The 23,517-nt window shown below is 56.6% G+C and carries 6 protein-coding genes; 2 read left to right on the forward strand and 4 right to left on the reverse strand.

Going from position 1 to position 23,517, the window contains the following annotated elements; genetic code table 11:
• Positions 1–78: 78 nt before the first annotated feature.
• Complete coding sequence (locus tag DSM3645_RS31640) at positions 79–201, forward strand: hypothetical protein (protein ID WP_002652685.1); 123 nt, start codon at positions 79–81, stop codon at positions 199–201.
• Between the two features lie 90 nt (positions 202–291).
• Here DSM3645_RS31640 and DSM3645_RS13170 read toward each other — a convergent pair whose 3' ends face one another.
• The 4 genes from DSM3645_RS13170 to DSM3645_RS13185 form a co-directional block, all read right to left on the reverse strand.
• Entirely contained in the window at positions 292–14,448 is a 14,157-nt protein-coding gene (locus DSM3645_RS13170) for a GEVED domain-containing protein (protein ID WP_002652686.1), read from the reverse strand.
• Between the two features lie 393 nt (positions 14,449–14,841).
• The gene (locus DSM3645_RS13175; RefSeq protein WP_002652687.1) at positions 14,842–15,597 is read right to left on the reverse strand and encodes a class I SAM-dependent methyltransferase; all 756 of its coding nucleotides are present in this window, start codon (positions 15,595–15,597) and stop codon (positions 14,842–14,844) included.
• Between the two features lie 80 nt (positions 15,598–15,677).
• Positions 15,678–20,198 (reverse strand): GEVED domain-containing protein, encoded by a 4,521-nt coding sequence (locus tag DSM3645_RS28260; RefSeq protein WP_002652688.1) that lies wholly within the window; start codon positions 20,196–20,198, stop codon positions 15,678–15,680.
• 389 nt (positions 20,199–20,587) lie between these two features.
• Positions 20,588–22,162: a hypothetical protein gene (locus DSM3645_RS13185; protein ID WP_131282535.1), complete on the reverse strand. Its 1,575-nt coding sequence runs from the start codon at positions 22,160–22,162 to the stop codon at positions 20,588–20,590.
• Positions 22,163–22,709: 547 nt separating this feature from the next.
• On the opposite strand from DSM3645_RS13185, the gene DSM3645_RS29435 reads away from it, so the two are divergent.
• The coding region (locus DSM3645_RS29435) for a metallophosphoesterase family protein (RefSeq protein ID WP_002652691.1) at positions 22,710–23,517 on the forward strand (808 nt) is incomplete at its 3' end.

Consider the following 23,517-nt stretch of genomic DNA (forward strand, 5'->3'; position numbering starts at 1 on the left):
TAGCGGCCTTTCGCTCGTCGCTTCTCCGTTCCCAAAATTAGCCGCACGACGCCGGTCGCGGTTTCTGAATGGAACTCTTTGACGACGGAAATCAAAGACAAGAAACCGCGACCGGCGCAGTGCGGCCGGATGTTGATCGACCGGATGTCGGCGCCTTGGGCGAGCACCTGGTGCTTGGAAACCACGGCGACTGCTCAATAGGCTTGCTCTGTCCCATTCGCATTGCTGGCTCTCCACAAAAAAAGGCCTCCCCGGGATGGGAGGCCTTGGGTGATGGGAGTTGTGATCGACTTATTCTTCGTCCTGAGAAATCATCGCGATCAGATTGTCCAGGTCGTCTTCCCCTTCCGAATCGATTCGCCAGGCGTCATCCACGTCGTTGGCGACCGATAGCAGTACGGCGTCGAGCGAATCGTCCAGCAAAACTTCATCCGTAAACGATTCGTCGATGTCGTTATAGAAGGTTGTCGCCGCCGTCGACTGACTGAACTTCGCGACATTCGACTTCGACTGCTGAATGGTGAGGCCGAACAGGTCGATCGTCGGTTGACTCGTCGGATTCGACGAGATGGCCGCCGACGAAGCGGTCAACGGATTCGATGTCATCGTGTAGGAAGGCGCGTCATTCGTGACGATCTCCACCGAACTAGTCGACGAGTCGATCAGCGGCGTATTCTCGACCGCCGGATTGATGGTCTCTGAGGACGAAGAGAGCAACGCGTCATTGACCGACTCAGGGTTCAACTGAATCTGGTTGTCCACGAAGTATTCCTGAACAGCCAGATAGTCCGAAGCCGTGACGAATCCATCGTTGTTGACATCCAGACGATTCGGAACGTCGCCGACAACTCCGTTTCTGCCCACGAACGGCGTCGTCGGGTCGAAGGGGTCATATTCTGGTTTGAATTTGCCGGTAGCAGAATCCGTGTAGTTGCGTTCCTGTATTTCACGCAAGATCGCCGCTAGATCGTGTGACGAAACGACGTTGTCGCCGATGGTCACCGCCTCTGGCAAAGCTGAGTTGTGCCAAGGGTTGAACGGTGCGGCCTCGATGGTGACTTCGTAGTCTTGAACCTCACCATCCTCGGCAAAGCCGGTAGCGGCGAGACCACCAGTGCTGCTGTAGCGAAAACGCATGTACGTTTGGCCGGCTATCGCATCGTCCGGAATATCGTCGAGGGTGAACTTCTGGCCCAAGCCAAAGTTAGCGCCGTTGGTCGCGTTCACATTCAACGCGCGGTTCAAGACCATCTCGTCGTCATCGAAGACGCCGTTGCCGTCATAGTCCAACCAGGCTTGGAGAAAGCCGTAGTTGGTTTCATTCAACGGAACCGTCGCTTCGACATAGATAACGCTCGATCCTCCGCTTTGGATCAAGCCGGTCCCAGACGAACTCGTTTCTTCGAAGACGATGCCGTCATCGAAGTTGTCACCATCAGCGCCGTCGCTCGGCTTGCCGTCTAGTTCCGAGTCAATCCCGTCGCCCAGGAAGAAGCCTTCGCGGATTCCATGGCGAGCGCCATCGCTAGTGAACAAGGTTCCATAGCTGTCAGGTGCGTCGCCAAAATCGAGCAAACCGCCGACGCGAATGAAGAAGCTAGTTTCGTTACCAGTGAACTTGTTCGGTTCGATCGAGTTTCCGGCGTTGTCACGAATCAGATCGGGATGGTTAACGCCGAGCGCCACGCCGGTGTCGGGATCGATGGTGTATCGATTCTTGAGCGAGATCTTGTAAGTGACCCCTTCTTCAAAGATGCCGGAAACCGGTGTAATCCGGATGACGTTGTTGGTCGCGTCATAGTCAAAGCGATAATCGACTCCGAGCTTGAGCTTCGTGGTCGTGGTTTCGGTGATTCGTTCCACGATAAACGAGTCGCTGGTAACGGTCGTGTCGTCGATTCCCGATCCTTGCGGCTGAGTGGACAGTCCGCTGCTGTCGATCAATTGAATCGAGATGTTGGTCAGCGGCCCGGTGAGCAACTGAACCACATCTTGCGTTTGGTCCAAGTCCAGGTTCGCAGCGTCATTGTCTTGAGGATCAATGAGCGTGCCGCTGGGGCCGCGCGTGTCGGCTCGGTCCAGGGCGCCGATGTCCTTGAAGCCGCTCACACCTGACCCGCCGCTCGAAACGACCGTCGGGTCGTCGTATCGCAATTGTCCCGATTGATCGCGTGCAGGCGCGATGACCGGCGAGGTGGCGATTCCTAGGGGACTATTCAACGAGTTAAATTCCGCTCGGTCCGGGACCGAGTCAATCGCCGCATCAATCGCTTGCGAACCCGAAGCGAGGTAGAAGTTTCCGTTCGCCGCATCCACAAACAGCAAGTCAGCGGCTCCGAGAAGAACCGGCGATTGTCCGGTGTCGCCGGAAGCGCTATCGAGGATGTTCCCTTGGAACGCCGTCCGCGAAATTCGGGTCTCCACGGGAGAAACGCCGTCGACGGCGACATCAATGCCGACGCCGAAATTGGCGACGATATTGTTGACGATCGATGGACCAGCTTGATTGTCGACTTGGATGCCGACGTCGCCGCCGCCAACGCCATACAACGTATTGTTGATGATTCGACCGACCGGCACGGCGCCTGGCGCTTGCGACGTGAGAGCCGTATCTCCACTGAAGAGAATGGCGCCGGTTCCGCTGTCATAAATGATGTTGTTGACGATCGTCACACCGGTCGTCAGACGCTTGGTGTTGATTTCGCGGGTAACGCGAACCGATCCTTGGTGCGGCAGATTGTCGCCGCCGTCGGCAGGCAAACCGCGCGGAGCGGCGTCGACCAGAACACCCCATTCCGACGAGTGCGAAATGCGATTCGAGCTGATGATGATCTGCCCTTGATCGCGGAAGTTGTTTTGATCGCCGTCGTAATCGTAGGTGACAAACTCGAATGGATTGGCCGATCCGTTATCGACGCTAACCGACAGGCCGTAAGCGATCTTCTCCATCGAGTAGACACGCATATTAGCCGGGTCATCAGCGGGAAGGTTCGGATTGTACGAATCGTTGTCCGCATGGCTAATTGCGATAAAGTAGCGACCAACCAGCAGAGGATCGGTGACCTCATAGCTCAAGCTCGCGTCGACGCCGGTGACAGCAGTGACAACTTCCGTTCCGTCGAGATAGAAGAGACGAATCAACGAACCTACAGGAGATCCGAGCGATAAGGATTCTACGTCGATTTGAATCGTGCTTCCCAGCCCAAGATCGACACGATACATATCGACATCGGCGTGCTTCGTCGGGTCCGTACCGTCGACCGCCAACGGGTTGTCGCCGATTTGACCGCGAGCATGGAACTCCATGTAGCCGTTGTACGCGACGCCGTCGAGCTTCGTATTGGTCGCGTTGATGAAGAGGTCGTTGTTGCTTTCGCGGTACTGGAGCGCCCCAAGGTTGGTCGTTCCCAGCAGACCGACAATAACTTCATCCGAGTAAGGACTCTTCGGCGAAAGGTCAATTTGACCGGAGGTCGCTTCGCCCGCTAGCGGCGAATTCACGCGGGCGATCACGCCAAAGGTGCGAGTTGATTCGGTCAAGTTACGTGCACGTTGGCCAAACGTATCATTGATTGCGGCGCTCAGAGCACGTGCGATGTCGCCATCGGTCATTGTCGAACGATAGTTGACCGTGTAGATGCCGGCGAGTTTGTCATTATTGATTTGCGTGAGCGGATTAATCGCCACCGCATCTTGATCAAGATCCCGGAAGCGGAAGACGATCGTGTCAACGCCGTCGCTGATTTCCAGAAGCGTGTTGTTCTGAATGTCTTTGCCGGCCGGTGCGATGATCGAATGCCCTTGCTGCAAGCGATCGTTGGTGTTCCAGGTGAACGTGGCAATACGTTCGCTGCTGTACGAACCCCCTGCAAAGACGTACTCGGTTCCTTCTCGCAGTTCGAGCTGGTACTCTCCGAAAAAGACGTCGTTTACGAAGGCGTTGGGATTCGTTTCAAATCCGGTGCCGTTGACCGAGGCGCTCGTCACCATTTCGCCGCGTTCGGCGAAACCGATGATCAAGTCGTCGATGAAGATGCCTTGATGAGCGTTGTCGACGCCGCGTTCGTTCGATTGATTAAAGATCTTTCGGATATCGAAGACGTTCGGCAGGTCATTGTCATCGTTCGGCGTAGTGGGGAAATCCTGCATGACGCCAAAGGTGTCGCTTTGCAGGTTTTCGTCAAAACCGATGTGCGTAGCGACATCGATATCGCCGTCGACAAATCGCGTGACTTCGTAACCGCCGAGGATGTAGAGGAACTCTTCATGCCGCGGGACCACAGTGTAGGTGAGGTCGCGATTCGCATCCACCGTATTGGCGGCCATGACCTCTTGGAACCGGACTTGCATGATTTCCGCGAGTTCGGTGTCGCCGATTCGTTGCTGTCCGTCGGCGTTAGGAACCTCCGCTACAACAAGGTCGTCATGGATGTCGATCGTATGGAGATCGTATGTACCGGCGACAAAGTTGTAAATCGGCAAGCCCGTAAACGGGTCAATAACGGCGTCGTCCAAATCCGCCAAAGAACTGGTCGAGGCGCGTCCTGCCTCCGTGCCGTCGATTTGCAATCCGTCAACACTGCCGCCGCCGTCATTGACGACCGTCAGGCCGTTTGCTCCGGTCGACCGGCCGATGTCTTCGATGTCACGAATCGTGAGTTCGTTGCCATCACGGAACGTCCGGACGATCGCCCCGATAACGGTGTCTTCTTTGATTGCCCTACGCAATTTTTCTGCAATCGTAGCCGGCGTATCGCTAATCGAAATGGTGATTGCGTTGTCAGCGGTCGTGTTCCCATCGCCCTTGTCAAACTCAAACGTGCGAGTCATCCCATTGGCGGTGATTGCAAAGATGTCTCCATCGTCGAACTGGGCGTAGGATCCGACCGTCAGAGTCTGCCCTTTGTTGATTTCAAAGTAGTAGACCTCTCCTGTGTAGGGATCGGTAATCGAGAAGACTTCGCCATCGTCGTGCTTGTTAGAATCCAACGCACGGACTTCGGTCGTGTCGGCGGCGAAGTTTGCCCCCGTTTGTTCGTCGACAGCGACGCCGCCGATATTGATTTGGCCGCCCGTGGCGAAATCAAATCGCAACTTCAGATTGTCTTGACCGGCGAATTGCGAGAGATCAATCCGTGCCTGGCGCCAAGAGTTGGTGTTGTCATACGTTGGTTGCACCGTGTTCGTGGCGCCGCTGGTGGTCTCTGTCGTTGCGTTGGCCCTGTCTTCTAACGTCTCTTTGTCTTGGGCGTCAAACTCGTCGTTGTTATCGCCGGCGATGGTGTAATTATTATTCGTCGAGAGTTGGACCCAGTTGCCGTCGTCGCCGGCGATAAAGACGCGGAAGGTGTCACGCGCCAGGTCGCCGTTAACGTTGTCCGTGTCGGAGTAGTAGTTGAAATACAACACGGGAAGGTCGGCCGCAGAATAACCATCTAGACTAAAGTCTTCGGTGATGAGCGTGCCGTGGGCGCCTTGGGGGAAATCATAGTTGTCTGAGGTCGCATTGCCGTAGGCTTCGTTTTCGGCAAACGTGTCTTCTTCGTTACCAAAGTAGAAGCTGACTCCGCCCTCTTCCGCATCGCGCCAACCGGTGACCGGCACTTCAATACCGTGACCCGCCTCATCGCCGCGAGTATCGGTGATATTCCACAGGTTGCTTGTTAACGTGCCCATCGCGATACCGGTAATTGAGCCGGTGACGTTTGGCAGGGTATCCAAAACATTGAGCGCGGTTGCGATACTGGAGCGACCACCGACAAACACAGGGGCCAAGACGGCCTCCAGGAATCCTCCCACGTTTTCAATCGTAAACGCATACATCACGCCGGAATCGGACATGCCGAAGAGGACATTGGCGTAGTCGCTGGTGACGCCCTGCATGAAGGCCGGGCCAGCCTCTAGGCTGACAAAGTTTACCGGGTTGTTGTTCGCATTGAGAATCGTGCCGAGGAAATCGCTTTGAGTCGGGTCGGTACGATTAACTTCGAAGACGCCGCCTTCGGAGTCAACGGCATACAATTCCCCGTTCTGGATGGCCAACCCCGTCACGGTTCCGCCGCTGGCCTGACCGCCAACCTTGAAGAGCTCTAGCGTATCTTCGACGGTCGCGTTGACGCCGTTGTAGGTGAAATGGACGCGTCCCGGCGTCGAACTATCGGCGGCAAACGTTGGCTGCAAGTCGACCGCCGCGGCAATCGCGTCGGCGACCTCCTCAGCCGTCCAATCGGCGCCGATCGTGACCATCACATTGGTCGCGTTTGTGGTCGTGTTGGCTTGCGGCGTCACAAGGGCGCCAATCCCGGTGAAGTCGGCGGTGGCCGCATCGACCGTAACACGCGTGCCAAATTGACTCGCGGTTCCGGCTGCTTGACCGTTGATCGCTGCAACGATCGCGCTTGCTACTTCCAACTCGGTTGCGCCGGCGTCAATGTTGACGGCGATATTTGTGCCGACGACGCCGTTTTCGCCGGCGATGGCGACGCCGCCGAAGATATCCCCAGTGTCGCTTAAACCAGGCAACATCGTAATGCTGGTGTCATTCGATATGACAATCGTGTTGTTGAGTCGGTAAGCGGGGCCGACCGTCGCTTCGTTGTCAGTAATCGCTTTCAAAACGGACTGCAACAAGGTCTCGCGCGTCGTCACGTTGGCGGTATATTGAACCGCGACGACGGTATCGCTGGGGGCGGGGGGAGACATGCTGAAATCAGTGTTGTCGGTCCCGTCCGTCGTGCTGCCATCGGAAATATCTTCGAGGTACAAGTAGAGGCTATTGCCGCTAATATCGGTGATTTTGATCGCCGAACCCTCGTTATCCCCAGCCACCAGGGAGTTAACCCCAGCGAAATCGATGTATTGATCGAGATCGAGTTCGTAGGTCACCCCATCCACGACAAAGGTAGAACCATCGGCAGGAAAGACGCCGCCGTCTCGACGTGTGAGCGTTGTTCCTTGGAAGGTCGTCTCGGTCGTCTGACGACTGAGCGCGTTGAACGACAGATCAAAGCCCAGGTTGAGCTCGACGGTAATGCGATCACCGGTCGTCGTCGAGAGGCCATCGCCGTCGACGACAAAGGTGTCGCCGTCGTCGTAGTTGCTGATTACCGTAACGCCGTCCGCATCAAACGTCGAAACGGGATTGACGATAATGGTCGACGATCCGGGAGTAACCGCGTCAAAGTCGGTCCGGATTTGTCCTACCGCACGAACGTCCGTGCCTGAATCGCGTTCGGCCCGTTGTTCATTCGTATCGTTGTTGGGGCCATCGTTGGGCGAACCGCCCGCATCGATCGCGACGCCCAGCGGCGTGGTGTTACCATCGGCGTCCGACGCGTCGACGCGGAACAAGATATTGGTGCCGTCCGTGGTGGCGAACGCCGGACCGTTGATCCCACCAGCATAATTTCCAACGGCGTAGCCAAGGATGTCATCCGCTTCGGGATTGTCTACAAGATAGCCATAGGCCAACGCGTTGTAGTAGTAGCCATATCCGACTCTGGCGCCGCCGGGGATGACATGGTCCACGACCGGATTGCCGTTCTTGTCTAACGTATAGGTCTGCACTCCGTCATCACGAATGATCGTGGAGGCGCCGGTCCCGGTATCGATCTGGAGGAAATTACCGTTGTCGGCCGCAATGGGAGCATTTCCAAAAGCGGTGTCTAGGCTGTAAGCGTAGAGACTGCCGTCGGGACGCATTGCGATATCACCCACATCCTGGCCAAATTGCCCAATGTAGGCTTCGACGGCTCCCGTGAATGGATTGACCGCCCAGACCCGAGTCTGTTCGTTGCCGACGTCGACCGAAACAAACATCACCATATCGCTGAGGTGATAATCCTTCGCCTGTTCGGGGTCTCTTAGGAACGCCGCAATGTCAGGAGCATCGGCTGTGCTGAACGTGTTGGTGCCGATATGTTCTTCGACGATTCGTTGGATCGAATCAACCGGCTCGAGACGAACGAGCGAGTTGGTCGGATCTTCTTCGTAGAACTGCGAGAGCTGATCCGCGATCTGGGCCGTCGACGATACGGCGACGTAGTAGGTCCCTTGCGGGATATGGATCGTGCCAACATGCGGATCATTGGTGCTGAGCGATCCGCGCGTCTGGTCAGCCAGCGGCGTGTAGTCGGCATCGTACGTCGTGTTCGCGACAAATTGCGTTTGCGTTTGATCGTCGCCGACACTTGAATCGGAACTGACGATCACCAAGCGACCTTGCTGGTCGTAGACGGCGATTTGAGCGTTGCCGCGGGCGCCGCCCATGTAGTCGAGGTCGATCATCAAGCTGGCGAACAACGCATCGGCCGAAAAGCCCTCAATCTCCTGAAGGTATTCGCGAGTCAGTTCAAACTGGAACCAATCGACGTCGGTTTCTGTAGCGATATTGGCGGCGATACTGATCGCGTCGCGGTCGGTGGTCAGCACATTGCCGACGTTGTGAGCGCCGTTTTGCGTATCGTTGGTGTCGTTGGCATCTTCGGCCGATTCGCCCAGCAGCGGCGAGTGGGCGGGTTGCCCCAGCACTTCGATGCCGTTGGTCGCATAGCGGACGTCCGCTTGCTTGATGGTCGAGCCGCCGAATTCATCGATTTCACGCAGACGAATTTGCAGTTGGTAAACGCCGGAAGTAAGGCCGCCGGTCAATTGCGTTTGATTGACGAGATAGCTGCCGCTCGAGTTGGTCGTCGTACCGATATCGTCGCTGTTGCTGCGAATGCGAACATGGTAGGTGCGAATCGACGAAGTGGGATTGCCGGCCAAAACGATCCGCATGCTGGCGTCGCGCGGATTGATCGTCCACCGATCTTGGTCGTACGTGCCCGACTTGGGCATCGTATTCATTTGATTCGAAGCGTCGTTGTTGCCGAACAGCGTGTTGTTATCGATCGAACGCGCGATCACGTTGCCGTTGTCATCGATCAGTTCAATGATCGCGTCCAAGGCCATCGTAGTGCGATCCAGGTCAAGCCAAACTTCGGTTCCCGGCGTCGCTTGGAAGGAGTAGACGTCGACATCGCTGGGCGAACTGAGATAGCCTTGAATCTCGAAGCCCAAGCGGCGGTTATCGTCGCCAGCATATTCGTCAGGCGCCAAGATGCCGAGCGATTGGGCCGACTGCGGCGTACCGTTGGTTCCGACCGACACGGCGTTGTTGCTTTCCGCTTCGACAATCACTTCAACGTTGCGATCGTTAGCAAACTGGTCAATCAGCAAGCTGCGCCAGTCGCCGGCCGAGGGAGCGATCGTGTCGCCGGTATTGTCGGTGTCGACGGCGGATTTGCCATTTTCATCAAAGCCGGCGCCGACCGTGTCGTCATAGAACGACGTGAATACGACCGGGAAACCAGGTTGGCCGATCACTTGCAACATGCCGCCGACGCGATCTTCAATGTCAAGCGGCGCGCCTGACGCGGTGATGCCGGCGTTCTCGGCGCCCATTAGCTTGACGACCAGGCTTTCCTTGGTCGAGCTTTCGATCCGCAAGCCGCCGTACGTGTGCAAGTCGGGAATGACGACTTCACTGAAGAGAACGTGCACGATATCGGTATCGTCCCACACGCTTTGCGTGGTTAGGACCCCGCCGCGAACCACCATGCCGTTGATGACGTTATTCGTCTGCAAGTTGAAGCGAATCAATGCGCCTTGATTGTCGCCGACGCCGGGAGTGACTTCGACAAAGCCGGTCGAACGACCCCAGTCCACGACAAGATTCGAGTTCAGCGAATTCACGTTGATATTGATCGACGCGTCGTTGTTGTTCCGGAAACTGTTGCTGACAATGACCGGTTGGGCGCCTGCGACGAAGATGGTGCCGCCGGCGTTGGCGCTATGACCAGCTCGCGTGGCGCCGGAATCATTGTTCCCCAATCCGCTTGCGTTTTCTTCCAACAGGCTATGCGCAACGCGTACGCTGGCTTGATGGATTTCGATTGCATTGAAGAAGGCGAGACCGCCGTCCACGCGTGAATTTCCACCGCCGTACGCCAGGATGACGTTGTCCAGGCTGCCGGATGAGGTTTGCCCAAAGTAGATGCCGCTCCAGTCGCCGGCGTCCGCCGTCGTTTGGGCGCCGTTGCTGTTGGTGTCGAACGTGCCGCCAAAGCCATAGCGATCATCATGCAGCGAGGTGAAGATGATTTCGTTGCCGTTGGAGCCCTCTGCGATCAGCGATGCGCCCATCTGAACTTCAATGCGAGATCCATTCGACTTGATGACGATGTTGGGATCGATCACCAGACCGGCGTCGAGACGCGCGGTAAGCGTGCCGAAGGGATCGACCAGCAGACCGCCGGGAGTTCCTTCGACGAGCAGATTTTCGAGCAGGATGTGGACGATGTCGGTATCGTCAAAATTAGCCGTAACCGTAAGCTTTTCGGTCAGATTGCCCGCCGGAGTATTGATGCGAACCAGAATGCCGTTGAGCGAGTTGGTGTCGTATCCCTCGCGAAGAGTTGTCAAAACGTTTCCAGCGTCGTCGGTCGTCACGAGAGCTCTGGTAACGAAGTCGTTGCCAAAGATCGCCGGGCCAGATCGCGTGTAGTCAGGCGTCGCCTGGTTGAATTGACCGATGCGATAGCTGTCGGTGGGATTGAAGTCGGACTGCGGGGAGTAAACCTGGAAGTTCGTCTTCTCGAAACTGTTCGGATCGGCCGAAAATGCAGCGCCAGCGCTGCCGACAACGTTATTGAAGTACAAAGCTGGTCGCGTCTCTTCCATGTAGACCGGAGCCAACGTAAAGTCTTCGCCGTTGATCGAAGCGAGGCCGCCGCCGTAACGGAAGTCGCCGCCGACGATCGAGTTCAGGAAGATGCCGTTGTCTTGCCAATTACCGGCGCCTTCTTCACGATCGACTTCGTTATTGAAGAATACGCCGCCCCAGTCGCCGCCCGCGGGCTCGAACTGCGTATTGCTCTTCGTGCCTACTTTGTCTTCGTTGTACGAAGTAAAGATCACACGGCGACCGGAGCGGTCCGAGTCCTCGACGATCGCGTTGGCGGAATCGACATAGGGATCAAAGCGTTCTGGAATGCCGAGAACTTGCAACGCGGCGAAGCTTCGATCTTCGTTGACCGACGTACTGCCGACAACGACGGCCCCGCCGACGCCAAATTTCAAGATGGCGCCTTCGTCGATCATCACCGTTACGTCTTTCGGGATGATCAGCTGTTGACCATCTTCCAGGACCTGCTGTTGGGTCGTGTCGTAACCGATGTAGTAGGCGAGATTGTCCTCTAGCGTCGTTGGATCATCGCTATTGCCCGCTAGGCCGATGATCCGAATCACGTCTCCCATCCCGCGCTGATCGGCGAGCGTGAGCGCGGCTTGAATGTTGTTGAATGGTCGCTGCAGCGAACCATCTAAGGCCGGGTTGTTTTGCCCGCCGCGAGTCGAGGTTTTGTCGACGTAGATGACGATTGGCTCATTCGGCGGAGCAGTCGCCGATTCGAGCGGAGTTTCGGCGCGGAACCAGAAGTTGTAGTTCCCGCCGGCGGCTCCATTCAAATCGCCATCGAGCGCGGCGCCTTCTGAGGCGCCGCCGGTGACGCGCATCGTGTCATTGGCGTCAATCAGCGAGGAGAAATCAACCGGATTGTTGGACGCCGCATTCGCCAGATCGATCCGATTTCCGACGTTAGTCGCAATGATATTAAAACCGGAGGTTGCGTTGATCGCCGCGACCAGGGCGGCGACAATGTCGCTGGCCAATGCCGTTTTGAGGACTTTAACCGGGACGTTGGTCGACTGGACTGTCGCCGGCGCGGTAAGGTCGTCGACAAAATCAAGTTCGTAGGTTATGTCCGTGCCGGCCGCATCGACGATCGTAATCGTATGCAGGCCGGATTGACTTAGTTGAGCGTCGGTTCCGAAGTCTTCCGCGGCGTTTCGAACCTGGATCGAAGTGCCCGATTCCAAGACGGCCCCGGTATCGCGAATCGCATTGGTCGAGTCAGGTCGGAAGCGAATCTGCAGATCATAATCGCCCTGCGTCTTGCCGCCGAATCCCGAGTCCGCGATCGACGGATCGTAGGCGTTGTTTCCGCTGGCGCTGACGCCGATATAGTAGGTGCCCTGTTGCAGCAACAGTTCGACAAACGGATCTTCGCTGTAGTAGTCGTCGTTACGTGCGATGACCGTTCGCGTTCCGTCCCCATTCTCTTGGTAGATCGTAATCAGCGCGTCGAGACTGCTCGGGTTGACCGGATTCGACGGGTCCAAATTGCTTAGACGCTCGGCCAGAATCTCCGCCGTCAATCGCCCCGTTTCGGTGATCTCCAATTTATAGAGATCGATGTCTTTCGAGTCAGGGTTGTAGAGATACTGCATATGGACGATGTCATTATCGCCCGGGAAGATATTTTCGGCGCCCAAGCCAAAATTGTTGGCGCCGTCGCTCTGTGTCGTTACCGGCGGAAGTTCGTAAGAGTGACCAAGTCCAAGGAAGTGACCGATTTCATGGATCGCCGTGCGTTGCCAATCATCGCCATATTCGTCGTCACCTGCATTCTGGTGATCGAAAATGTCCATCACCACCAAATCTCCACCCGCGATACCGGCGACGCCGCCAGGCCCGGTGGGAACGGTGGGATCGACCGCGCGCAAGTCGCCGGTCACCACGCGGAGGTCGTACGGTTGAAAGAAGGGACTCGTCGATTCGTAATAGGGAACTTCAACGAAAGTCACTCCCGCGTAATAGCTGTAGAGCGACATGATTTCGCGAGTCCGCTGTTTTTGCGCCTCGGTAATCTGGTTGAACAGCGGAGCGCCCGTCGAAGGATCCACACCGTATTGCTGGGGAAACGTATAGCGGAACTCCGTGACGCCGGTATGGTCATCGGCGCCTGCCAGTAAATGTTGTTGTTGTTCCGCATAGTCTTCACGGTGACCAGGCTCATCACTGGCGCCCGGCAGATCTAACGTGTATTCTTCCCCCGCTTCGTTGATGATTTGTCCATGAATGACAATCGTTTGCGAGCGGTCGACGATCAAGCCGACGGTCGTATCGCTAACCAGCATGGTCGGACGACCATCAGGGCTGGAAAGCGCAAAACGCGTTCCGCTGACGCTTGAGGTCGGCTCGTCGACGTTGACCACCAGGCCGTCAGCGGCGAACGCTGCGGTGATCCGCGTGGCGATGCGATCCGCCAGCATGGCGCGGGTGCTCGCCGTGTCGAGGATCAAATCGGAAATATCAATCGCGGCATACGATAGGTTCGACGTCGTTCCCCCATTGATCAACTGAAACGTGATGGAATTGCCGAGACCGCCGTTGTCGTCGCTACCGTCGTTGACCGTGAAGATCTGGCCCACGACGTCGTAGACTGTTGCGCCGGTGGAATTTAGATGCGTCGCGTGCGCGGGACGGGTGACTTCAAATTCGTGATTGCCGTCCAGCAAGCTTTCGTTGTTCGGTCCGACCAGGTCTTTCGCCGTGTCAAACGTGTCACCGGGGTCATTGGGGCCGATCGCATCAATCGTGTCGACGTCTGGCGTATCGGTCCACTCCTTCGACGTGATTTCTTTGCTGCCGATTTGCAGTCGGAAGACGGTCGCTTTCGTCGAATCGAAACCGGGCAAGTCATCCGCCAGGGTGTCGAGCGAATCGGCGAAGGTCAGAATGATGAGATCGAGGTCGGAGTCGTAATCGACGCTTGTCGGGAAGAACGCGACTTCCCCGTTTTGAATATCCGGACTGTCATCGTCCGGATTTATATTAGCGTCGTCAGTTCGCTGGAAGAGGAGTTGGTAGTAGCCGGGGTCCAGCGCCGACGCCATGTCGAGATCGTCATCATTTAAATAGACGTAGATCTGATCGCGGGCAATTTCCAGATCTCCGGAATCATTGCGCGTGACCGGCTGCGGTACGATCGACAGAATCTGGGCGCCCAGATTCAATTCAAAGGTCGAAGAGAACGGCGTCGCTCCAGTCGGCGTCCCGCCGGGAATCGGAACCCCATCTTCGATCGGCGTCCCTATCAATGCGCTGGTAATTTCGATTCGATACTGATCGTCCGGCAGAGCTTCGCCGAAGCGGATCACAACTTCATTCGCACTGTCGCCGATGCCGATGAATCCCCCGAAATCGGCGCCATTCCCCAAAATATCGACATCATCGCCTGTCCCGCCATCCAGAGTGCCGTTCGGTCCTGCGCGATAAATGCGAATCCCGGCAGCGAGCGTTGCGGGATCCACCGCATGGTTCTCATCAAACCGCAACGTCAGATTTTGCGGCGCACTGTTCAGCACTTCCTGGTCATCCAGTAGATCGCCGGCATTATTCTGAATGCCAATCAACTGGAAAACGTCCATCGCCATCAGTTGGCGCGATTCCAGTTGCTCATGATTGAGAGAACGTTGGCCCCCTTTACGCTTGCTACGCAGATGGTTCTTCAGGGCAGCTTTGCGTTCTGCGGATGTACGTCGACGTGTGTAGCGAATGGTCATTTAGACGACCTCTATCCTCACTGGAAGGGTGCGGTAGCTTCTCCGGGGGGAGAACCGCGTAGGACCTGGATTGCTTTTTTGGGTTTCGGCGATCCCCGATCGCGTTGCAAAATTGCAACATTCAGGGGGCAAGCCGGATTATAGTTACGCCAAATCTGCGAAACGCACCAAATGTGCTAATCTTCTGCAGTTTGCGTAGACTGCCGTGTTGTGCCAAGTTGGTTTATGCCGACGAAGTCGATATTAACGAATTCGAGGGCAGTTTCGACGTCGCTTAAATTGCGCAAATCGAATCTTGGTTCGACGTTTGGACGTACAGGCCGAACGGGAAGTTCCGGTAATTTCGTTCTAACCGGTGAATTTTGCCAACTCCTGTTTACAGAAAAACAGGATTTAGGCTTGGCGCTTCAGCGCGTGACCGCAAACCACGTAGCAACGGGGGCCAAAGTCCCAGCTCCAGGGTGGGGTCGTCGTCAAATCGTGTGTCGGAGCCAAGTGGAGAAGTTCGCCCGCGATCACGGCAGGGTTCAGTCCCATAAACAAGCGTTGTTGTATGGCCAGTTCCACCAAGAGGGGGCCTAGCAAATGGTCGTCGCTGGTCGCGACTTTCGGCTCCGAATCGCTCGAGACCGCTTCGTGGGCGAGTACTATGCTGCCGTCGGTTCCGGCCAGATGCGACAGCAGGCCAAAGTGCCGCTTCCGAATCTGTTGAATCTGCGGCAGCGCTTCCTCTTTTGACATCTCCTGATGCGGAATCGCGTCGATCAATTGCGATAGTACGCAAATCGAAGCGACGACATCAAAGACGCCGATCGATGAAAGCAGAGAAATCGCATCTGGGTCATCCAGATCGACCGGCGCATGAATGATGATCTTCCCCTGCAGACCGCTGAATTGTCGTTTCAGTCCTTGCTCGACGGCGTCTTTGTCGAGATCGACCAGGTGAATTTCGCGAAACGTGCGCGATAGCGCGGTCAATTCAATGTCGTTGCAGTTTCCCGCTCCGAGCAAGCAAAGTCGGGACGATTTGGCGGGAGCGGCGTCCAGGATCAGTCGCGTCGTATGGCGGCGATGCGAAGCGTAGCGTTTCCAATCGCCCGCCGAATCAAGATTGCGTTTCCGCAATTTGGCCAGTGATTCTTCGTTCACCTGAATTCCTTCTTCGGCAAATAAAAACGGCGGAGAGACGAGCTGCTCCGCCGTAGGTGGATGGTTCGCCGCTAGGCGCGTTAGCCGCTGATCAGATCTTCTTCCCAGGCGGCTTCAACGTCAATCGCGATTTCATCGAGGGTCGCTTCCACCTCTTCCGACATCAATGAAGAACTGCTGGCCGAATCGATCAGTTGCAGTTCAAACGAGTTGTCCGAGAAGAGATGCTCTTCGACTTCCGAATCGGTTTCTGTTTCGTACGCGAGCGTTGTAGATTGCTGGTTCTGCGGACTGCTTTGCTTGCTCGTTTTTTCAAAGACCCCGGCAAAGTAGCCGCTGATATCGGTCGTCGACAACGGCCTCGACGATTTGGTGGTTGCGGTCAGTCCCGTAACCATCGGCGTCTGCAAAGTGAGCGGAGCCGCTGGGCTTGTCATGGATGGCGCCGCGGGTTGGTCGTCGACGAAAGCGGCGTCGACCGCTTCCCCTTCTTCCTGATACGCGATTTGATTTTGCACCATCTTCTCGAGAATGGAGACGATGTCGCGCGGGTCGAAGCTGTTGTCACCGTTGACGTCGATGAATTTGGCGAACCCAGCCCTCGGTGTGCCGAGTTGCGGCAGCGCTCGGGAGCCGAAACGCTCGATTTCACGCAGCACGATGGCCAGATCGTGCGAGGTAATAAATCCATCATTGTTGACGTCGCCGCCAAAATCGGGATTGTAGAAGGACGCGGTCGCCACGACTGCGAGATTGTCTTCGGCAACTGTCAGCGTAACGTCGGCGGTTTCGGTGAACCCTTTCGAATCCATCACCGTGTAGCTGAAGGTAATGTCGGTCCCCAGATCAACGATTCCCGTGGCGTCAAAGACAATCTTGTTGTCGACGATCGTCAACGCGTCCAAGATGGCCATCGAAGTCGCGTCGGTGATGTCGACGATCGTGAGGGCTCGGTTGTAAAAACTCGAATCGTTCGCCAGCACGTCAAACGTTTGGTCCGCCGTATCCTCTACGTAGGTAAAAGCATCGTCGTTCAACCGGATGCCCCCATCCGCGTCTTGCGAGATAAAGACTTCGTAGTCTTCCACCTCACCGGCGAATGCGTCGCCTGTCGGTCCCAAATTCAGCGTGTAATCAACGCGGAATCGAACGTCGAGCGGAATGCGATACGCGGGGTCCTGAGTCGAGTCGTCGATCACGAAGTCGGGAATCACGAACGTATAATTGTGCGTACCCTCTTGCAGCGTCAGATTATGAAAAATCTGTTCGCCGGGACCGTTGAACTTGCCATCCTTGTTGAAGTCCATCCATGCTTGCAGAATGCCCGGCGAATAAAGCGAGGAGGAGGAAATCGAGACGACGTTCGTACCTACTTTCAAGCCAGAGCCAAACACGACGCCGTCATCAACCATCGGCGATTCGCCCAAGTGAAAGCCGTCGACCACCGGGTGGGCGGCGTACGGGTTTCCTGGATCGCCGTAATCAATCGCGACCACGGCGCCCGAATCGAGTGAAGCGTTGAGCGTAATGCGACTGCCGTTGACCGAGATGACATGTTGGACGTCGTCGGTGCTAAAGTAGCCAGGCTCCACGACCTGCAGAACGTTGAACGTGCCGCTGTAACGAGGATAAAGCGTGTACATGCCCGAAGCGTCGGTGACGGCCGACGGTTCGCACAATCCGATCCGACCATCGCCATCTTCATCAATGAAGAAGGTGAAACCGGCCAGGCCAGCTTCGTCGGCTTGGCGAATTCCGTCGAGATTCGCGTCATTGAATTTGTACCCGATCACGCCGTTCAGCATGTAAGAACCGGCTTGGCTCACCGAGACGAGTTCGTCATTCTGAATCGCGATATTCGTCGCGCCAAGCGAAACGATCTCGGATAAATCGCGAGTTTCTAGTTCATAGAGATCACTGTCAAAATCGGTGAACTCGAACGAAGCCGCTGCGGCGTTCGCCATCTCATAGGTGATGCCGATCGCTTGTCCTTCGGTCGTTGCAGCAAACGGCGTCGCGTTCGCCGTCAGGGCTGCGACATCGACGGCGCCGGTCGGCAAGATGTCGTAGTAACCGGTCGCGGCGCTGCCGGCGTTGGCCCAAACATCGAGCCCGTGGGTGTTGACCGCTGCGGCGATCAGGTCCTTGGCGTCAACAATCGTGTCGATCTGTCCATTGGTCAAACCGCCGGTGGCGACCGAAGTGATGTCGGACAAGAAGATCAAAGCGTCATTGGAGAGAATCTGAGACCACAGCGCCGGCGTGATGTTGTCGACATCATAGAAGGTCGTCGACTCGTAGCCGGTTGCGAGTTGAGTTCCTGTCGAGAAGCCCCAGTCGGCGTCGCTGTTGCCGATCACCGCGATCGAGTATTGCGACTTCGGAATCTCTTGGAAGGTGCCGATTCCGCGCAAGAAGTCAAGCACTTCATAGTCGTAGCCTAATTGCCCATTAGCGACGCCGTTGTCCAGCATCGCATGGCCCGTGACAAACAGATTGGCGCCCAATGCCGCTTGAACTTCAACCGCCTCAGGACCAAAGTAAACGCCGCAGGAAGGAGGCGTCACATCACCGCCGCCATCTTCTCCGCCGCCGCCGCCGCCATTGTCACCACCACCGGGATTCAGGCCAACCGTGTTAAGCGCCAGTTCAATCGCGGCCACGCCGTCGACAAAGCCGTAGCCGGTTGCAAAGTCAAAACCGATATCGAAGGCTGGGGTCGACTCGTCATCCATGTCTTGAGCCGTGTCGCGCAGGATGTCATTGACTTGCGTCGAAATCAGTTCTGGATTGGCCTGGCGAAGCAACGCCGCGAGAGCTGCAACATGCGGCGCGGCGGCCGAAGTGCCGAAGAAATTGGGGAGTCCATTGCCCTCGACATCGACAATGCCATAAGGAGCGAAGAAGGTCGTATCGGCGCCGTCAGGACCGACCACATCGACGTTTTCGCGATACACCGGCGCGATCCGCGCCAAGTTGCTGTCGAATAAAATCGGACTTCCACCAGGCGACGAAAAATCTTCGAGCACAGCCGGGTTGGCGCCGTAGCCTGGGGTATCGCCATAAAAAGCGGCGCCGACGCTCAATGCAAGATCAGGATTCGCATGGCCCCATGCGGTGCCGCTGTTGGTCGCGTATTCCAGCGCGCCCATCGAGTCATAGCCAACCGTGTTGATGTATTTCACATAATTCGGCATCGGGCCTGATTCGACGACGATCAACAGTTCATAGGTAGCGGTGGCGCCGCTGGTGTTTTGATATTCCAGGAACTCAATTGGATCACCGCCAATATTGCTGTATGTCGAACCAGAGACAATATTGCCATTCGCGTCAATCAGGTACAAGTCTAAGTCCGATTCCGCACCGAGAGCACCTGCGGAGTCCGAATAAAAATATTGATCCCATTGAAAGACAAGGGCGATGTTATCACCATCTTCTAGCGTAAACGACTGCCGGTCATCGACGGCTGCGCTAGAATCAAAGTCCATCGATGTGCCGCCGAAAAATGCGGCCGGAGCATAGGGGTCGCTGGCGTCGACCTGAATGGAGCCGGCCGCCAACACGGCGCCGCTATCTGCGAACGCTCCTTCCCAGGAAGTTCGAGCGTCATTGCCGGCCGCCGTCGCATAGACGACATTCGCCGTGACTGCGGCGTCGGCCGCTTTGGCAACGACTCCATCAAAAAAGAAAGGCTCGTTGCTGAAGCCGATATCGTCGACGATCACGGTCGAGCCAGCCGCGATTAGGTTGTAGATCGCATTGCTAAACTCAAGCGTCGAGTTGCCAACTCCATGAAACGCGAGCTCAGCGCCCGGTGCAATGTCATGCACCAACTGCAGCATGGCGCGACCCTCGTCCGTGCCGCCAGGTTCATCATACAGAACTTGGATCGGCGTCGTGTTTCCCAGCAGGTTGCCGGCGCCCGGCAAGTCGCCAGTCGCGATGTCTAGGGCAGCGCTTCCGTCCGCGTTGTAGGTATCGGAGATTACGCCGATTTTCTGACCCGTTCCGTCAACGCCAAATTGGGTTCGAGCCGTATCGGTTTCCATGGCGGCGTCCGCCTGATCGACGACCGAACCGACCGATTTGACAATCGGTTTGCGCGAAGCTTGAACCATTCCTACATTGGTCAGTGAGACGAGTTCGTCCAGCTTATCGATGTTAATCCAGCCAACGGCCAATGCACTTTTGGATGCCGAAATGTCCATGCCAATATCGGCTAAGTCCGTCATCAGGGCCGCTGTCGCTTGCGGATCGACCGAAACGCCGACTACTCCGACATGGATACGATTCCCCTCAATCACGTAGTCTCCAAACGTGACTCCAGGGACAAACGTCCCGACGCCCCCATCAGGATCTTCGACCTGATTATCGCCAGAGACGTACTGGTTATAGAGCAACGCCATGTCAAAACCGGCTTTGCCGAAATCGCCGTCTTTCCCGACGAGGTCATCCCCCATGAAGCTGATTTGGGCCGCTTCATAGACCGCAGCCGCGTCCATGACCATTCGGGCTTCCAGTGATTCGATTTTCGCCTGAGAGCCTCGGAACTTCTTGCGGTTGCTGGTTTTACGTGGGCGATTTCCAGAGGACCGATTCATGGTGCAAATCTCCGAACGCTCCGCCTGCCGGATAGAAAATAACGGCGAACTGCGGAGCGCTGTGGGGGTCAGGTCTGACGGTGGTGACGAGCGGGTGAGTTATTCGGGATCAGCCGGATATCCCGACAACGATAAGTCGATAGAGGGGAGCCCAAGCCGTAGTAACAAAATTAGTTGCCCGGGAGACCGATTACAACGGACCTCCACGTAGTCTTGCCAAATTACCCAGACATTTAGTATTCGGGGGGATCGGTGAGACTTTGCAACCCGGCTTAGACGCGGGCAACTCAGCCGGAGTTCCCCATTTTCTGGTGCGAGAAGCGCAAAAAGAAAAGGCCGGCGAGATTCGCCGACCTTTTTGTAACTTCTTTAATATCAACAGTTAACGACTACCAGACTAACTCGAATCCACCCGTGAGGCCGTGATACAGAGCCGATCCATTGTCGTCGACCAAGACGGCGCGACTCGCCAAAGCGGCCGGCGCGGCTCCCAGGCCGGTCGTAAAATTGTAGTTGTCTAGGGCCAATGCGACGCCGTTGACATAAACCACTTGATAGCCAAGCTTTAAGGCCATGTTGGGCGTGATTTTGAAGTTGCCGTGCACCCCGCCTTCGGTGACCATCGACGCTCGGTTGGCGGCGGCGGTTTCAAACACGGTCGAAGTGCCGCCGGCGTTGTTTAGCACGATCGTCGTGTCCTGGACGCCGCGGTTGCCATAGATGCCGCATTCCAGGAAGCCGCTCAGGCTCAATCGCGTCGTTAGCCGAGTCGTCAAGTCGCCACCCAGCTGGGCGCCGTACATGTCGTTGTCGGTGTTCGTCGCGTAGTTCATCGACCCTGACGCGCCTTGCGTGACGTAGTTCGAGTCTTCGCTCAAGCGGAAGTAACGGAAACCGCCCCACCACGATCCTTGGAACCAGCACCCTGCTCCGGTCCAACCTCGTTTGAGGTTCAGCTCGACCGTGTCAAAGCGATTGGACATCGACAAGTCAGCCAGATTTGACATGTCCGATTCTGAATAGCCCCCCAGTGGGTCACTACCAAAATTTGAGAGCGGCGAGTAAAGGTCGCCTGCGCCGGTCGCACGGCTCGAAGCGGCCCAGTTGCCGATACCCATGTAGCTGACTTCCAGCGTCGTACCGGCAAAGCAAATCCAGTTCATCGTAAAGCGGACGCCGGCTTCATTGTCAAAGTTCAGATCGTTGCTGTTGAGCACCGTAGCGCCCAAGATGTTTTGGGAAGCGAAAGCACGGTTCGGCGTGTTTCCTTCCAGCTTGAAATAGGTGAACTCGGCGCTGGCGTCGAAGTAACGGGGAGCACAACGGCCTCCGTATTCCGACAAGTCCCAGGCGTTGCCGATGCCGCGGCTAAAGCCGCAGTATTGACCGCATCCAAGCAGGCCGCTGCAAGCTCCGCACCCTTCGCCGCCGCAACCGCAACCAGAACCGCGGCAGCTATCGCAGCCGTATCCGCCGCAGGTCGAACAGTTGCCGTTATCGTACGACGCTTGTTGAACGTTGGGGTCTTGCATCGGTGGGCCGCCCAGCGACTGGTTGAAACCTGCCGGGGCAACTCCCGGCGGCATCGCCGGATAGCGGCCAGGCTGCGGCATCATGCCGGGATAGCCCATCCCTGGCTGCGGCATCATGCTCGGCTGCATGCCGGGTTGAGCCATCATGCCGGGATGTCCCATGCCGGGCTGCGGCATCATCGGTTGTTGGTATTGGCCAGGCTGAGGATATTGGCCCTGTTGGGCGTATCTGCTGGCGCTGGCTGGCGCTGGAGCGTCGTTGACCGTCGGCTCGCGCCACTGGCCGCTCGCCAGGTAGGCGATGCCGGAGGGTTGGCCTGCGGAATCCTGTTGGTCGGAACCGGTCGCATATGTGGCTTTCTGCGCGACCGCATCCGTGGATGCTGCGAGCATCACCATTAAGGAAACGATCCACAAACTATGGGCTCTCATGGGTTCCTCTTTCGCAGACGAAAGGCTGTCTTATCGTTGTGGAGACGAAGGCGGGCCAAATGCCAGGTCCACGCGCTCCGTTGATTGCCCCCTTCACAGGCGAACAATCGATACGATGACTGCGAGGCGTATTTTCGATACCTTCACCACCACCCATCGGCACGAATCGCTCGCATTAACCAGCACTTTCAGAACGAGCCGCACATTTTCGCCAAAATCGCGCGACTGGAGATTTGGCGCGATCATCAAAGGGACGAAAGGTCCGCCAGAGTTGCCTAAATTGAATGCTAGCGGGCGGCTCGAGCGTTCCCCGCTACAGGGGCGAAATAATCGACTTAGACAACCCTTGCTTCCCGACGAATTCCCACGAGAGTTGGAGAGTCGTTCAGCTAGAATCAACACGCGGAATGTCCAGTAGCGGCCCGTGTCTCTGTTGCTGATCGAGCGTTGTGGATTGACTATGATAAAGGGGAGCCGCCGGGGGTTCCCCTCAAGCCTGGCGGCCTGCTTCTTTCCTCCCTTCACACCGCTTCGCCAGGACTTCTCTATGCCGATTCACCTTCCTTCCGTTAATCGTCGTCAATTTTTGTCGCAATCCGCCGCGGCGCTGGCCGGGCTGTCGGTCTTGCGAATTGGCTACGCCGCTCCGGCCGCCCAGACGATGACGCTGGCGCTACTATCCGATACGCACATTCCCAAAAATGCCGAAGTCACCGCGCGGGAAGTCAACATGACGTCCAATCTGCAGCAGGGCGTCCGCGAGATCAATCAACTGCCGAGCAAGCCGGCCGCCGTTCTCTTTAACGGCGACTGCGCCTATCTCAGCGGGCTGCCGGCTGATTACGCCAACTTCGCCCAGTGCATTCAGCCGCTGATTGACGCCCAGCAAGAGCTGCACATGACGATGGGCAACCATGACAACATCCCCGCGTTTTATGACGCGCTGAAAACGCAGCGCCCCGAGCAACCGCTGGTCGAGTCAAAGCATGTCAGCATTCTGGAAACGCCGTACGTGAATTTCTTCTTACTCGATTCACTGATGAAGACGAACGTCGTGACCGGCGAGTTGGGGGACGCACAGCTGAAATGGTTAAGCGATGAGCTCGACGCGCGGGCAGACAAGCCGGCGATCATCATGGCGCACCACACGCTGCAGAAAGTTGCTCCGCCCGAAGGCAAAGCGTGGGGCGGAATTCTCGATACCGCCAAATTCTTAGAGTTAATGCACGCCAAGAAACAGGTCAAAGCGTACGTCTTCGGCCATTCGCACGTCTGGTCCCACGCGCGAGATGGCGATTTGCACCTGATTAACCTCCCGGCGTCCGCCTACGTCTTTAATCCAACCCAACCCAACG

It is taken from the genome of Blastopirellula marina DSM 3645 (genome assembly GCF_000153105.1).
Classification (GTDB): Bacteria; Planctomycetota; Planctomycetia; order Pirellulales; family Pirellulaceae; genus Blastopirellula; species Blastopirellula marina.

Excerpts from the sequence above, each read along its gene's own strand:
- DSM3645_RS28260 (WP_002652688.1), bottom strand. The coding sequence starts at position 20,198 with ATGAATCGGTCCTCTGGAAATCGCCCACGTAAAACCAGCAACCGCAAG.
- DSM3645_RS13170 (WP_002652686.1), bottom strand. The coding sequence starts at position 14,448 with ATGACCATTCGCTACACACGTCGACGTACATCCGCAGAACGCAAAGCT.
- DSM3645_RS13185 (WP_131282535.1), bottom strand. The coding sequence starts at position 22,162 with ATGAGAGCCCATAGTTTGTGGATCGTTTCCTTAATGGTGATGCTCGCA.